We start from the raw sequence: 16,191 nt of genomic DNA on the forward strand, positions 1-16,191 counted from the left end.
AATCCTGCTTTTCAGCAGGATTTTTCTTTTCCCTTAATTTAAAGGACTGCTAAACTACAAAACCAAGCAAATTTTCTTAAGTTGTTCTCTGTCAACAAAAAATATTTGAATAATTAGTAATATGCAGCCTATGAAAACAAATACCACAGAAATATTACAATTAGCAGAAAAATTAGAAACCAAAGACTCATCTAAAGCAGCAGAGAGCAATCCTTTCTCAGACAGGTTAAAAACCATTATAGAAATTCCAGAATCCAAGTATTTTTTAATACAAATGATGGATGTTGCGTTTAGGTCTAAAAACTACAAAAAAGTAGCTGAGCATGTTATTTATTTATTAAAAACGCATAAGAACTATCAAGCGCTTTTTACCCCGGTAGAAAACTTATTATTAAAAGCATTTACCGTTACAGGAAAACTAATCCCATCTATTAGTGTATCCATCATGTTACAAAAAATTCAAGCCACTTCTAGTGATGTTGTCTTTTTTATGAACAGTCAGAAATTTAAAAATCATCTGCAAAAAAGAAAAGAGCAAAACATAACGCTAAACATCAACTCTATTGGAGAGGCTTTAATTGGAGAAGATGAGGCTCAGAAAAGGATTTTAAGTTATTTGGCTTTATTAAATAGAAAAGATGTGAATTACATTTCTATTAAAATTTCTACTATTTTTTCTCAAATATCATCTTTAGCGCACGAAGATACGGTAGAAAAACTATCGCATAGATTGGCTATGTTTTACGATGAAATTCTTAAAATTCAAAGAGAAACAGGAGTTCAAAAATTTGTAAACCTAGACATGGAGGAATACAAAGATTTAGAAATTACTTACGATGTTTTTGTAAAAACATTATCTATTCCAGAATATAAAAACATTAGAGCCGGAATTGTTTTACAAGCCTACATTCCAGAAATGATTCACTATTACCGAAAACTACTTTCTTGGGCAACCGAAAGAGTAAGAAATGGAGGTTCTTCCGTAAAAGTAAGATTGGTAAAAGGTGCTAATATGGAAATGGAACTAACCGAATCTTCTATTGAAGACTGGCCGTTGGCAACCTATAGCACCAAAGCAGAAACTGATGCCAATTACAAAAAAATACTTTCGGAAATGTTAACTCCAGAAGCTGCCAGAGTAGTAAACATTGGAGTGGCTTCTCACAATGTTTTTGATATTTCTTTTGCTTTAAACTTGGTGCAAGAGCATCAATTAAAAGATTGTGTAGATTTTGAAATGTTAGAAGGAATGGCCAATCAGTTGGTGAGTAATTTAGCTGCCGAAAAAGTTCGCTTATTACTCTATACTCCTACCGTAAAAAAAGATCAATACAATGCGGCTATTGCTTATTTAGTAAGACGATTAGATGAAGGAACTCAACCTGGAAACTTTTTAAAAGAAGGTTATAATTTACAAGTAGGTTCTGAAAAATGGGAAAGTTTAAAAGATGAGTTTTTAAAATCTATAGAACTTATGGAAACCTTAGAGACCAACCCAAACAGAACGCAAGACAGGAATATTGAAAAACCTGAGTTAATGCAAACTTTTCATAACGTTCCTAATACCGATTGGAATTTGCCCCAAAACATTTTATGGGCTCAGCAAATTAAAACCAATTGGCAAACTCCAGAAAACATTATAGGAACTACCATTCCTGTTGTTGGAGATGTAGATGACTTACAACGTTATACGGTAAAAATTAGCAATTGGGCAGGAACCCCTCCTTGGGACTATGAAATGGCCATTAAAGAAGATTATCAAAAAGCCATTGATACTCCTACAGAATGGCAAGAATATGATACAGAAAAAAGAGCGTTTCTTTTAAAGAAAGCTACTGTAGAAATAGAAAAAAATAGAGCCAACTTAATTGGTGTAGCTGTTGCAGAATTAGGTAAAACGGTTAAAGAAGTAGATGTAGAAGTTTCTGAAGCTATTGATTTTGCTAATTTTTACGCTGAAAGTAGTTTAGAAATTGCTCAAGAGTTTGAAACTATAAACACTGGAATCAACCTTGTTTTATCTCCTTGGAATTTCCCTATTGCCATTCCCGTTGGAGGAGCCTTAGCTTCTTTAGCTGCAGGAAAAAAAGTAGTTTTAAAACCTTCTACCAACGCATCGGCTTGTGCCTATTTAATCTGTAAGTGTTTATGGGAAGCAGGAATCCCTAAAAACGCACTGTACTTTTTACCTTGTGAAGAAAGTACTTTAGATGATTTTTTAAGTACAGGTAATGTTTTTGATGCCGTTATTTTAACAGGAGGAACAGAAACAGCTCACTTTTTATTAGAAAGAAATCCGCAGTTAAATTTATATGCAGAAACAGGAGGAAAAAACAGCACTATTGTAACTAGTTTGGCCGATAAAGAACAAGCTTGTATTAATATTGTACAGTCTGCTTTTGGTAATGCTGGTCAAAAATGTTCTGCCACCTCTTTGTTAATTTTAACCGAAGATGTTTATGAGGATAAAGAATTTCAGAATTTATTAAAAGATGCTGCATTAAGTAAGGTCTTTGGAAATCCTTGGGATTTTTCTACAGAAATTGGCCCTTTAGCCGTTCCTATTTCCGAAAAAATAAAACATGTAATTCAAAACACTCCAGATGATCAATGGTTGGTAAAACCTAGATTAAACGGAAATCATATGTTATCACCAGGAATTTTATGGAATGTAACTACCGATGATTATTCTTATCAAAATGAATTGTTTGGTCCTATTTTATCTGTATTAAAAGCTACCGATTTAAAAGATGCCGTTGCCATTGCTAACAATGTAGCTTACGGATTAACTTCTGGTTTAGAATCTTTGGATGAAAATGAAATTGAATATTGGAATACACATATAGAAGCAGGAAATAAATATGTAAATAGATCTACCACAGGGGCTATTGTACAAAGACAACCCTTTGGAGGAATTAAAGCTTCTTGTTTTGGTTTTGGAATGAAAGCCGGGGGAATTAATTATGTATTACAGTTTACCAACTTAAAATCTAAAACTACCGATTGGAAAGAAGATTATGCAAAATGGTACAATGAATTGTTTAGTAAAAAAATTGATTATGTAAATCTACGTGGTCAGTATAACATTTCTAGCTACATTACTTATAAAGAAATTCTATTGTTATATGATGTACATACACCACAAAAACATATAGACAAAATAGAATACATTGCAGAATTTTTAAACATTCCGTTAATTAAAGATACTTGTGGAAATGCATTAAAACATCACCCTACCAACAATACTTGTGTAAGAGCTTTAGGGATTTTATCTGATCACTTTTTAATTAGATGTCATCAAAATGCTATTCACGTTTACAACTACGAACCTAGAAATAGTGGTCGTTTAGAGTTGTTAAACTATTTAATAGAACAGAGTTATTCTCACAATTATCACAGATATGGTAATTTAATGGGAGTGGATTACAATCCTACTGACAAACCTAAAGTATATTAGATTATATTTGAGTATGAAACTTTGGCTCATCACTCTTTTTTGTTGGTCTTGTTGCATCGGACAAAATCTACTACAAACCAATGTAGTAGATTTTGTGGGTGTAGACATTTACGACAACTATTATTACTTACAAAACAACTCACTACACAAAAGCGGAAGTACTAACGATTATCAGAACCTAAAATATGGAACTCCTGATGGTATAGACATTAGCAATCCGTTACAAATTTTAGTATTTTATAAGTTCTTTAACAAAGTTGTTGCCTTAGACAATCGTTTAAACTTTATTGCTGCATACAACATACCTATGGGTACCGATTTAATTGCTAGTGCTGGAGAAAATAAAATATGGACGTACAACAACATCCAAAAAGTTTTGAGTATTTACAATTTAAAAACAGAAAAAACAGAAATTAGCACTATTCCTATTACCAACAAAATTACACAGCTTAAAGGAAACCTTAACAAAGCTATTGTAAAAACAGAAACTAATGAGTTAGAGACTTATAATTTTGTAGCCAGAAAAACATCTTCTAAAAAACTAAAGCATCAATTACTACCCATATCTATGCATAGTTTGTATACCTTACAAAACAATGCATTGTATAAAGAAACAACACAAATAATAAGTGTACCAGATTCTATTAATTCTTATGAAGTACAGAATAATGTATTGTATTATTTAAAAGATAGCAATATCTACAAAACACCTATTAAACAACCTTAAGCTTTACGAAACAACATCTAAAATACCTGTACGTAAACTTATCCACAAAAAGTTAAACAACGATTTTGTTTGCACTCTTTCTTCTTTAATAGTTCCTTTCCTAAATTGCTCTGGTTCTTTGCTAGAAGTATTCTTTAAAACTAAATTTCCTACAGCATGCAACGTTCTTTTTAAAAGATTGTACTTGTTAATTTGCAATTTTAAATTATCATATTTCATTTTAACATCTCCTGTTGCTAGCGTATTATTTCCGCTAATAGTAAAATACAAATCATCTATTTCTCCTTTTAATTCCGTATTTAAAATTTTATATAAAAAAGGATTTATATAATCTGTTTTAAAATCTTTTAACACTCCTTTACTTGTAAAATTATTGTGAGCCAAATCTGTAAACTCAATAGTTAAAGCAAAAGGAGATTTTTCCATAAACATAGATTCTGCATCTAAACACAACTGTTCCCTACCTTTTAAATTAGATACTTTTAAAATTGCGTTTACATCATTAAAAACCAAAGCACCTATTTCATCTCCCTCATCCATTAACATTTCGTACACCACCAACCCTTCTTTAATTTCTATTACAGGAAAATCTATAAGGGTCTTTAACCTCATCAATTTTTCGCTATACAAAGGTTTGTAAATTGTATTATCGGCCACTCGTTTGTCTCTAAAAAACTTAAGCTCAGGAGCTATAATTTTAACATTACTTGCTGCTAATTTTTGTTGATGATTTACTTCTGTAATGCAAAAATCCTCTAACTCTATTCGTTTAAAAAACAAATCCAAATGTTCTTTTTCTTCCGTTAACTTTTTAGACAATTCCTTTTTAGAATCTTTTGACTGAATGATTAAGTCTGTAATGGCTACAGTTCCATTAACAGTCTTTAATTCTTTAAACTTTAACAGTTCTAATTCTGATAAATCCGTATAAAAATCAGCAACATTAAAAGAACTATCTCCATACTCAAAAGGGATTTTATTTTTTAGGGTCTGTGCTGTTAACTTAATATCTTTTACTAAAAAACTAATTGTTGCCGAAGTACTTTTGCTTTGCTGTTTAAAAAACAGGTCTGCATGATCCACCTCAAATTCATCAATTAAAATGGCAGAAAAACCATCCATATTAACTTCTTTTGTAGATGATTTTACATCTTTTTCCTTAACATATCTAAACACAGGATTGACAATAATTAATTTGCCAAAATGGAGTTGTTCTTTACTGATGAAGTCCATCAAACTAAAACCTTGCAGTTTTAATAAAGCTACGTTAGCACGGTAACTATTCTCTGCATTATTACTTGCATTTATACTGGTAACCTGTAATTCATTAAACAATAAACTATAATCTAACAACTCATAAGTTATTGTAGGTTTTGTCTTTTTTAAAACCTCTGTAACTTTAGCATTAATTAAATAATTAAGTCCCATTTGCACCCCCATAAAAAGCACAAAAACACTTAGTAAGATTATTAAAACAGTTTTATTTTTTTTCATAAGTAGTAATGGGAATGGTTATAATTTAAAATTAACGAATTAAAAAAAGGTATAAGTTAATCTGTATCAACTCCACCTAAGAAATCCATCTTTAAAACATATTTTTAGATAGATAATTTATAACATTTGGTATTCCCAAATTTTACCTATTTTTAGGTTTCAAATTTTGAGACTATGCACATAGCTATTGCGGGTAATATTGGAGCTGGAAAAACTACACTAACGGAACTTTTAGCCAAACACTACAAATGGGATGCACATTTTGAGAGTGTAGAAGACAATCCTTATTTAGATGATTTTTACAACGAAATGGAACGTTGGTCTTTTAACCTGCAAGTATTTTTTCTAAACAACAGATTTGAGCAAATTCTAAAAATTCAGCAAAGCGGAAAAGACATTATTCAGGATAGAACTATTTATGAAGATGCTAAAATATTTGCTCCCAACTTACATGCTATGGGATTGCTAACCAATAGAGATTTTCAGAACTATAGCAAGTTATTTGAATTGATGGAAAACTTAGTTACACCACCTGATTTACTAGTCTATTTAAGAGCCGATATTAAAACGCTAGTTGGACAAATTCACAAACGTGGTCGTGAATACGAAAGTTCTATTAACATAGATTATTTAAGCAGATTAAACGAACGTTACGAAGCTTGGATTAGCACTTACGACAAAGGAAAAAAATTAATTATTGATATTGATGATTTGGATTATGTGAGTAATCCTGAAGATTTAGGGAAAATTATTGATCGAATTGATGCACAAGTTCACGGTTTATTTTAACCTAATTACAACACATAAAAAAACTCAGTCTAATTAGACTGAGTTTTTTTATGATATATATATTTCCTATCAACTTGACCTTTAAGCAGTATCCGGAAATTTTACAACACTGGAATAATTTGTTTTTTACGAGATACTACACCTGGTAGTACTACTAAATCTCCAGTTACTGTTGCATTAAATTTAGTTTCAGCAATTGTTTTTACAGCATCATTAGGAACAAATAAAGTAGCTTGTTCTTGTAAAATATCTACTACAAACAATAAAACATCGTCTAACTCCTCTTTAGCTTTTACTTCTTCCATACTCGCTAAAATAGAATCTTTTCTATCTAACACAATATTTGGAGCAGTAGTCTCTAATACAGAAACACGATATTTAAAACCACTAGCTTCGTATTTTTTACTATCCATTTTGATTAATTCTTCATCAGAAAAAGCAGAAATATCAGATTTTGCTTCAAACATTTTAGTAGCATATTCATTAATATCTATTTCTAACTTATGTGCTAAGTGTTGAGCCATTGCTTTGTCATCTTCTGTAGTCGTTGGGCTACGGAATTCTAATGTATCAGAAATAATACAAGAAAGCATTAATCCTGCAATTTCGTTTGGCAAATCAGAAACCTCATCAACTCCCATCATTAAATACATTACTGATGCTGTAGATGCTAAAGGTTTTATAGTTATATCTATAGGGCCTGCTGTTTGAATTCCTCCAACCAATTTATGGTGATCAATAATTTGAACAACTCCAGTCTCATTAATATTCTCAAACAACTCTTCTGGATTGTTAGTATCTACAATAACAACCTCGTCATCCGCTGTTACTGATGTTAAAATTTCAGGAACTTGAAATCCCCAATGTTTTAACACAAAAAGTGCTTCGGTATTAGGAACTCCTAACACATATGGAGTTGCTTCAATTCCTTGTTGACTTAAATACCAAGCCCAAACAATAGCCGATGCTGTTGCATCTGTATCTGGAGATCTGTGTCCAAAAATTTTTATTGCCATGATTCTATTTTTATAGTTTTCTATGAAAGTTTCTGTTTTTTAGTGAGCAAAAATACAAATAAATAAAATGTTAAAAAGTAAATCCAAAAGAACCTTTAACTCCAAATTTATTAGCCCCTGGTCGGTCTAAATAACTACCTCTCCAAAAGAAATCTACTCTAAACACTTTAAAAATATTAGCCACCGCAGCATTGTATTCGTAATACACCTCGCTAGGAGCTACATTTTTAGCATTAATTACAACTCCTTGTAATGATGGTAATGAATTTAACGCAGGAGCATTCATGACTACATTTTCATCAGAAATACTACCATAAATTCCTTTAATCCCTACAACTTCCCTTAAATTTAATTTTCTTAGGAAAGGAATTTTACCAAAAATTCGTCCGTTAAAATTATGTTCAAAATGCATAGATGCATAGGTATCTGTTACAAATTCATAATAATTTAACAATCCAAAAGTATTTTGAATATTAAAAAAAGATTGATTTCCTGGAACTACATTTAACAATCCTAAAGAAGCCTTTCCATAAGTTTTACCAACCTCTACTGTTGTGGTAGTTCTACCTAACAATCCTAAATAAAAAGGTTGCTTGTAATACAATTGAATTTTATGATAGTTAAAATCACTACTTAAAAAACCACCCATACCATTGGCATAGCTTGCATAAAACACTGGATAATTATCATTAACTTCTTTACGTTCTACACCATTACCAAACAGTTTTCTTCTAGGGGTATATTTAATAGCAAACCCAACCTCTGTTTCTCTTGTTTTGTCTTTTACATTTCCAGCATCATCAATATAAGCCATGCTAAAAGCAGTAGAAGCCGACTTTAAGTGTCTGTTTACAAAACTAATTTCAAAGTTGATATTATCTACAGGCTCTGCACTTAAGAACACATTGGTTAATTGAATGTCTGTTAACAAATTAGAGGCTCCACTAGAAAACAAACCTGAACTGGCAAAGCTTCGTCCAAGCACATCGTTACTAACGGTTAATCCTGCTCCTGTTTGCTCAACATCATCTCTTCTACCTAATCCAAAAATTAATCTTTTTTGTTTATCAAACATGTACTTATAAGAAAGTCCATATTTAAATCTATGATCTTTAAAACCATATGCCGTATACCCTTGCAATCGCCACATGTCATTAATTCCAAAATAGGTTCTTCCTCCCACTCTAACTCTAACCCCTTCTACGTCGTTAAAATCAAACGTAGAAAACACAGGACCGTAATCAAAATTGGGAAACTCAACGTAACCCGTAGCCAGAATAATTCCTAAATTATAAATTCGCTTAAACTTAGGAACTGTTTTTAGAGTATCTAACATGCTATAAACTCCCTGTTCGCTTTTATCTAATTTTTCTAATCTGTTCTTTTTCCAATAGTCATCAGTTGCATTGTAAATACTATCTTCAAAAATGTCTGATTTTACTTTGTAAAAACCATCATTTCTAGTTTTGTTAAACGTGTAATCATCATAATAAGTAGTTCTTTTACCAAAAACTCCCATGGATGTTTTTTTCTTTCGTAAACTAAAATCGGCCAGCATATAATCTCTTTCTGGCAGAATGGTAGAATCGTTTAACACTTTAAAATCTTGCTCTAAATAAACTTCTTTTACCCAGTTTAAATTGGCACTTCTAGACACTTGCATGTTAATATCTTTAACCGCAAAAGTGGTATCAGCAATCCACATATCTCCTTTAAAAGTTAACTCATTTTTTCTGATAGGGTAGTACACAATATTGTAACACCATTTTCCACCAATAGTTGCACTATCAGACAATACATAGTTATAGGTATTTACACCAGCCTTACCTACAGGGCTTGCAAAACTTTTTCCAAACAAACGGATGTAATCATCGTATACATTGTAATCAACATACAAATCTTTAATATAAGTAGTTACTCCTGCTCCTGCTCCAATACCCGAGTTTTTATTAGCAACTAAATCCTCCCTAACTAACTCATCATTCCCTTTATTTTTACCGTAAACATTGTACACAGATTCGTTAATGTAAACAGGTAAAAAGTTTTTACCAGAAACACGAGAAGTATCTATTTCTTTAAAAATAAACTCCATTCCTTTAAACACTTTTTGTTGTGTAAAAGAGGAATCTATGTTATTTAAATCGAACTGAATTTTTTCGTATTTATTGTAGTCAAAAGATTCAAACATTTTAAATCCGTTACTACGTTTTTTTGCCCATACTTTTTCTAACAAAGCAATGGCTGGATTTCCTTTTTTCTTAACCCTACCTGTATAAATTGTTACCGTTTGTAGTTGACTAGCACTTTCTTCTAAAACAATCTTAAATAGTTGATTTTGTTTTTCTATAGGTAAAGTAACCTTATCAAAGCCCACAAAACTTGCTTGTAGTTCTTTATAATTTTTAGGAGATGACAAATAAAAATCTCCATCTTCATCTGTAATAGTTCCTTCTGTTGAATTTTTAAAAATTACACTAGCAAATGGTAACGGGTTTCCATCAACATCTACCACACTACCTTTTACTTTGGTTTGCCCCAAAACAACGGTTGTAATTAATATTGTAAAAAGTAAAAGTGTTTGTTTTAGCATATTATTGAATACAAAAATTCCTTTCTCAAAAGTAAGAAAGGAATTTTTAAAATTTTATGTTGTTTAGCAGTATTTACTTTACGTATAAAGTTGCTTTTACAGCATCTACTACATCTTGTGCATTTGGCAACCACTCTTCTAATAAAACTGGAGAATATGCTGCAGGTGTATCTGCTGTGTTAATTCTTTGAATTGGAGCATCTAAATAATCAAATGCTTGCTCTTGAACTCTGTATGCAATTTCGGTAGCTACGGAACCAAATGGCCAAGCTTCTTCTAAAATTACCAAACGGTTTGTTTTCTTAACAGATTCTATAATCGCTTTGGTATCCATTGGACGAACCGTACGTAAATCAATAATTTCTATTGAAATTCCTTCTTTTTCTAAAACCTCAGCAGCTGCATAAGCTTCTTTGATTATTTTTCCGAAAGAAACAACTGTTACATCTGTACCTTTTCTTTTAATATCAGCAACTCCTAAAGGAATAATATATTCTCCTTCTGGAACTTCACCTTTATCACCATACATTTGCTCAGACTCCATAAAAATAACCGGATCGTTATCACGAATAGCTGCTTTTAATAAACCTTTTGCATCGTAAGGGTTAGATGGCACTACTACTTTTAAACCTGGAGTGTTTGCAAACCAGTTTTCAAAAGCTTGAGAGTGTGTAGCCCCTAATTGTCCTGCAGAACCAGTAGGCCCTCTAAATACAATTGGACATGGAAACTGACCACCAGACATTTGTCTGATTTTAGCTGCATTGTTAATAATCTGATCGATACCTACTAATGCAAAGTTAAATGTCATGTACTCTACAATCGGTCTGTTACCTGTCATAGTAGATCCAACGGCAATACCACCAAATCCTAATTCAGCAATCGGTGCATCAATTACACGCTTTTCACCAAACTCATCTAACATTCCCTTAGAAGCTTTATAAGCTCCATTGTATTCAGCAACCTCTTCACCAATTAAGTAAACGCTTTCATCAGAACGCATTTCTTCACTCATCGCTTCGCAAATTGCTTCTCTAAATTGTATAGTTTTCATGTATTCTATTTTATTTAAACCTCCACAAAAATAACAAAAACACTCCCATATTTTCTAATATTATAGCAAAATATTTACAAAAAATAAATTACATTAGCTTCTACTTATTTAGAAATATATATTAATAGATAAACATCTCAATATGAAAATATTAGTTTGTATAAGTCACGTTCCAGATACTACTTCTAAAATCAATTTCACAGGTGATTCGACAGAATTTGATACAAATGGAGTACAATTTGTTATAAATCCTTATGATGAGTTTGCTTTAACAAGAGCAATCTGGTTTCAAGAAAAACAAGGAGCAACAGTTACTGTTGTAAATGTAGGAGATGCTACTACAGAACCTACCCTAAGAAAAGCATTGGCAATTGGTGCAGATGCAGCTATTAGAATTGATGCAAAACCTACAGATGGTTATTTTGTAGCTCAACAATTGGCTGAGTTATATAAAAAAGAAAACTACGATTTAGTTTTAATGGGAAAAGAGTCTATTGATTACAACGGAGCTATGGTTCCTGGTTTACTTGCCTCTTTCTTAGATATTGATTATATTAATGCTTGTATTGGATTAGAAGTAGAAGGTACTAACGCACAAGCCTCAAGAGAAATTGATGGTGGTGTAGAAAAAGTAAGTGCTACTTTACCAATTATTGTGGCAGGTCAAAAAGGATTGGTAGAAGAAAAAGACCTTAAAATTCCTAACATGAGAGGAATTATGATGGCTCGTAAAAAACCATTAACCGTAATGCCAGCTACAGATGCTTCTGCAACTACTGAAATCAACAGTTTTGAAAAACCTGCTGAAAAAGGAGCTTGTAAAATGATTGATGCTAGTAATGTTGATGAATTGATCAACTTATTACACAACGAAGCAAAAGTAATCTAATTAAAAACTCACGCTCTTTTTAAAGAGCAACTAAAAACATACATATATGTCTGTATTAGTATTCGCTGACGCTAGTGAAGGAAAGTATAAAAAAGCCGCTTTAGAAGCAGTTTCTTATGCCAAAGCAGTTGCTGAACAATTAAGCACTGAGTTAACTGTGGTAACCATTAACGCAAATAATCCTGAAGAGGTTAATGCCTATGGAGCCAACAAAATTTTAAACGTAAAAAACGATGCTTTAAATTCGTTTAACGCAAAAATATATGCAGGTGTTATTACACAAGCTGCACAACAAGCCAACAGTACAGTTGTTGTAATTAGCAACAATTCTAACGGAACTTATTTAGCTCCTTTAGTTGCTGCACAATTAAAAGCTGGATACGCTTCTAACGTAGTTGCCACCCCAAGTAACACTGCTCCTTTTACCGTAAAAAGAAAAGCTTTTTCTAGCAAAGCATTTGGTAACACTGTAATTACATCTGATGTAAAAGTTATTGGATTGGCTAAAAACTCTTTTGGTCTAGTAGAAAACAACACACAGGGTGTTATTGAAGAATTTACACCAACTTTAGCAAGCTCTACAATTTCATCTGTAGCTATTGAAAAAGCTTCTGGTAAAATTGCCATTGCGGATGCTGACATTGTAGTATCTGGAGGTAGAGGATTAAAAGAAGCTGCTAACTTTAAAATGATTGAAGATTTAGCTGATGTTTTAGGTGCTGCCACAGCATGTTCTAAACCTGTATCGGATATGGGATGGAGACCACATGGTGAGCACGTTGGACAAACAGGAAAACCTGTAGCTGCTAATTTATATATTGCCGTTGCAATTTCTGGAGCTATTCAACACCTAGCAGGAGTAAACGCTTCTAAAACTAAAGTTGTTATTAACACAGACCCAGAAGCTCCTTTCTTTAAAGCAGCAGACTATGGTATTGTAGGTGATGCTTTTGAAGTAGTTCCTGAATTGATTGAAAAATTGAAAGCATTTAAAGCAGAGAATGCTTAAACCCGTAAAATGATAGAATGAGTTTAGTACAGTTAGACATACGCGGTATATCCTATAGTCAAACACAAACAGGTGCTTATGCCTTAGTGTTAAATGAAGTGGACGGAGAAAGAACATTACCCATAGTAATTGGAGCTTTTGAGGCACAATCTATTGCTATTGCTTTGGAAAGTGAAATTACACCTCCTAGACCTCTAACTCATGATTTGTTTAAGACTTTTGCAGAGTCTTACGGTGTTATTGTAAAACAAGTAATTATTCACAAATTAGTAGATGGAGTCTTTTTTTCTAAGATGATTTGCTTGCAAGGAAGTGAAGAAAAAACATTTGATGCAAGAACATCTGATGCAATTGCTTTGGCTATTAGATTTAATGCTCCTATTTACACACATCAGGATATTTTAGAAAAAGCAGGTATTATTCTAAAACAAGAAGACTTTATTGAAGACGATAAAGAAGAAGAGGATGATTTGTTTGAGAACACCGATGATGAATTAACAGACTTGGTTAATAATGCTTCTTCTAGTGAAAAAACATCAGACTACTCTAAATATTCTGTTCAAGATTTAGAACAAAGATTAAATGCTGCCATTACCAAAGAAGATTACGAAACTGCTGCAAGCATTAGAGACGAACTAAACAAGAGGTAGTTATTTTAGTCATCTCTTTAATAACAGAAAGTCGATACAAACCGTATCGACTTTTTTTTTAAATTTACAACTCCAATAGATCCTAAAAACATGAAGCAATATTTAGATTTTATCAGTCACATTAAAGAAAACGGTATTCAAAAAGGAGACCGTACAGGAACCGGTACTAAAAGTGTTTTTGGTTACCAAATGCGTTTTGATTTGTCTGAAGGTTTTCCAATGGTAACAACCAAAAAACTACATTTAAAATCTATTATTCATGAATTGCTTTGGTTCTTAAAAGGAGACACAAATATTGCCTACTTAAAAGAAAACGGTGTAAAAATATGGGATGCTTGGGCCGATGAAAATGGAGATTTAGGTCCTGTATATGGTCACCAATGGAGAAACTGGAATGGCGAAGAAATTGATCAAATTTCTGAGGTAATAGAAACTATTAAAACCAATCCAAACAGCAGACGTATGTTAATTTCTGCTTGGAACCCAAGTGTATTGCCAGACACCTCTGTTTCTTTTACAGAAAATGTAGCCAACAACAAAGCTGCTTTACCTCCATGTCATGCTTTTTTTCAATTTTATGTAGCAGACGATAAATTATCTTGCCAATTATACCAACGTAGTGCCGATGCTTTCTTAGGAGTTCCTTTTAACATAGCTTCTTACGCATTATTGGTTTTAATGATTGCACAAGTAACAGGTTTAGAGCCTGGAGATTTTGTTCACACCTTTGGAGATGCTCATATTTACAACAATCACTTTGAGCAAATAGAGCTTCAATTAACTAGAGAACCTAAACCACTACCTAAAATGATTTTAAATCCAGAGATAAAAAACATCTTTGATTTTACATTTGAAGATTTCACTTTAGAGGGTTACGATCCACACCCAACCATTAGAGGAAAAGTTTCTGTATAAACTTTTTACATTCTTACATAGCTCAACTTTTGTCTGTTAAATTTTAAGTACTTTTGCGCTTAAATTTTTAAAAGAGTGATAAAAAATGGACTTATAATTTTAACTATCCTGATTGTTTTTACTGCATGTAAAAGCAAGCAGAAAATTGTAGTGCCCAAAACAGAACCTCAAGAGGTATTAGAAATTCGTCAAAACGATAGTATTGAAATTTTTAATAAGTACGAAGCTAAAATACTTCAAAAAGTAGAAGATATTTCTAGTTATCAAAATCCTATCACTACTCATTTTAAAAAACATATTTCTAGAAGAGCACTTAAAGCTGTAGAGTTTAAAGAATGGCGAAAAAATATTTATATAGAATTCACATTAGATAAATACAAAAGATTAACAAGTATTGCCTCTAACACTTCGTCTGCTAAATTAGAAAATCAACTAAAGAAAGCTTTTAAAAAATTAAGTTTTGAAGCTTTACAAATTGAAAACTTTGACCCTAAATACAAATATACACTTGTTATAATTCAAGACTTAAGTGGTATTCCTGCTGTAAAATGTGGTGTAAAAGCTATTGGCTACATTCCTCCTATTTACCAAGAATGTAGCAAAGAAAACAACTATCAAAGTTTAAACAAATGCAACTATATGTACATTACCAACTTTTTGTATGACCATGTAGATTTAAGTTACGTTTCTAGTTTAGACATAGACAATAATCATCAAATACTTCCTAAATTTATTATAGATAAATCTGGAGAAGTTGTGGCGGCAAAAGTAGAATCTCAAAACAAAGAATTTTTAGAATCTTACTACAAAGCCATTATGAAACTACCTAAAGCAATAGCTCCTGCCAAACTTAATGGTACAAATGATTATTACGGATATAACTTTCCGACAAGCATAAAAAACATCATTCGAAACAACAACGATTTTAAAAAATTCTACTATCAAAGAAGGTTTGAAGCTACTGATATTAAAGAAATAATGAAAGAATTTGTTGCCATAGAATATCAAAAGAGATTAAATAAACTGATTTACAAAGTAGGATTCTAAAACAACTGTTAGCATTTCTATCATCTACATAGAAAATTACAGAAGGTAAAATCCGCCTTAATTTTATACAATGACAACACTTATAGCCGCTATAGGAAAAAACAACGAACTGGGTAAAAACAACGATTTAATATGGCATTTACCCGCAGATTTAAAAAGATTTAAACAAGTTACTTCTGGTCACTATGTTATTATGGGTAGAAACACTTATGAATCTATTGGAAAACCATTACCTAATAGAACTACCGTAATTATTACTAGAAACAAAAATTATACGGCCCAAGGTTGTATTATTACAGATTCTTTAGAAAATGCTATTGAAATTGCTAAGAACGATGACAATGCTTACGTAATTGGAGGAGCAGAAATTTACAACCAAGCAATTAATCTTGTAGATGTTTTAGACATATGTGAAGTACATCAGGCTTTTGATGCAGATGTTTATTTTCCAGAAATAGACAAAACTATTTGGGTAGAAACAAAAAGAGAACGTTTTTCGTCAGATGATAAAAACAAATACGACTACAGTTTTGTGAAATATCAAAAAAAATAAT

13 protein-coding genes are annotated in these 16,191 nt (G+C 31.9%); 9 read left to right on the plus strand and 4 right to left on the minus strand.

Annotated features, from left to right (window positions below; genetic code table 11):
* Window positions 1–130: 130 nt before the first annotated feature.
* Both GGR97_RS09925 and GGR97_RS09930 read left to right on the plus strand, forming a co-directional pair.
* Window positions 131–3,457, plus strand: coding sequence for a proline dehydrogenase family protein (locus GGR97_RS09925; RefSeq protein WP_167898361.1), 3,327 nt, complete (start codon window positions 131–133; stop codon window positions 3,455–3,457).
* 13 nt (window positions 3,458–3,470) lie between these two features.
* A complete protein-coding gene (locus GGR97_RS09930) occupies window positions 3,471–4,184 on the plus strand; it encodes a hypothetical protein (RefSeq protein WP_167898362.1) in 714 nt (237 codons plus the stop codon).
* Window positions 4,185–4,187: 3 nt separating this feature from the next.
* On the opposite strand, the gene GGR97_RS09935 is transcribed toward GGR97_RS09930, so the two are convergent.
* A complete protein-coding gene (locus GGR97_RS09935; RefSeq protein ID WP_167898363.1) occupies window positions 4,188–5,678 on the minus strand; it encodes a hypothetical protein in 1,491 nt (496 codons plus the stop codon).
* A 174-nt stretch (window positions 5,679–5,852) separates the two neighbouring features.
* Between GGR97_RS09935 and GGR97_RS09940 the strand changes: the two genes are divergently transcribed.
* Window positions 5,853–6,467 carry a deoxynucleoside kinase gene (locus GGR97_RS09940; RefSeq protein WP_167898364.1) on the plus strand — a complete coding sequence of 205 codons (615 nt, stop codon included), beginning with the start codon at window positions 5,853–5,855 and terminating at the stop codon, window positions 6,465–6,467.
* Between the two features lie 101 nt (window positions 6,468–6,568).
* Here GGR97_RS09940 and GGR97_RS09945 read toward each other — a convergent pair whose 3' ends face one another.
* The 3 genes from GGR97_RS09945 to GGR97_RS09955 form a co-directional block, all read right to left on the minus strand.
* Window positions 6,569–7,483, minus strand: coding sequence for a manganese-dependent inorganic pyrophosphatase (locus GGR97_RS09945; RefSeq protein WP_167898365.1), 915 nt, complete (start codon window positions 7,481–7,483; stop codon window positions 6,569–6,571).
* Between the two features lie 70 nt (window positions 7,484–7,553).
* A complete protein-coding gene (locus tag GGR97_RS09950) occupies window positions 7,554–10,022 on the minus strand; it encodes a DUF5686 family protein (protein ID WP_317165748.1) in 2,469 nt (822 codons plus the stop codon).
* A gap of 124 nt (window positions 10,023–10,146) precedes the next feature.
* Window positions 10,147–11,127: a pyruvate dehydrogenase complex E1 component subunit beta gene (locus GGR97_RS09955; RefSeq protein WP_167898367.1), complete on the minus strand. Its 981-nt coding sequence runs from the start codon at window positions 11,125–11,127 to the stop codon at window positions 10,147–10,149.
* 142 nt (window positions 11,128–11,269) lie between these two features.
* Here GGR97_RS09955 and GGR97_RS09960 point away from each other — a divergent pair, with 142 nt between their 5' ends.
* The 6 genes from GGR97_RS09960 to GGR97_RS09985 all read left to right on the plus strand — a co-directional run bounded on the left by GGR97_RS09960 (window position 11,270) and on the right by GGR97_RS09985 (window position 16,190).
* Window positions 11,270–12,016, plus strand: coding sequence for an electron transfer flavoprotein subunit beta/FixA family protein (locus tag GGR97_RS09960; protein WP_167898368.1), 747 nt, complete (start codon window positions 11,270–11,272; stop codon window positions 12,014–12,016).
* 46 nt (window positions 12,017–12,062) lie between these two features.
* Window positions 12,063–13,025, plus strand: coding sequence for an electron transfer flavoprotein subunit alpha/FixB family protein (locus GGR97_RS09965; RefSeq protein WP_167898369.1), 963 nt, complete (start codon window positions 12,063–12,065; stop codon window positions 13,023–13,025).
* 17 nt (window positions 13,026–13,042) lie between these two features.
* Complete coding sequence (locus tag GGR97_RS09970; protein ID WP_167898370.1) at window positions 13,043–13,675, plus strand: bifunctional nuclease family protein; 633 nt, start codon at window positions 13,043–13,045, stop codon at window positions 13,673–13,675.
* A 90-nt stretch (window positions 13,676–13,765) separates the two neighbouring features.
* Window positions 13,766–14,590, plus strand: coding sequence for a thymidylate synthase (locus GGR97_RS09975; RefSeq protein WP_167898371.1), 825 nt, complete (start codon window positions 13,766–13,768; stop codon window positions 14,588–14,590).
* Window positions 14,591–14,740: 150 nt separating this feature from the next.
* Window positions 14,741–15,637 (plus strand): hypothetical protein, encoded by an 897-nt coding sequence (locus GGR97_RS09980; protein ID WP_167898372.1) that lies wholly within the window; start codon window positions 14,741–14,743, stop codon window positions 15,635–15,637.
* Between the two features lie 70 nt (window positions 15,638–15,707).
* Window positions 15,708–16,190, plus strand: coding sequence for a dihydrofolate reductase (locus tag GGR97_RS09985; RefSeq protein ID WP_167898373.1), 483 nt, complete (start codon window positions 15,708–15,710; stop codon window positions 16,188–16,190).
* Window position 16,191: the final 1 nt, after the last annotated feature.

It is taken from the genome of Wenyingzhuangia aestuarii, assembly GCF_011927765.1.
In the GTDB taxonomy this organism is placed as follows: domain Bacteria; phylum Bacteroidota; class Bacteroidia; order Flavobacteriales; family Flavobacteriaceae; genus Wenyingzhuangia; species Wenyingzhuangia aestuarii.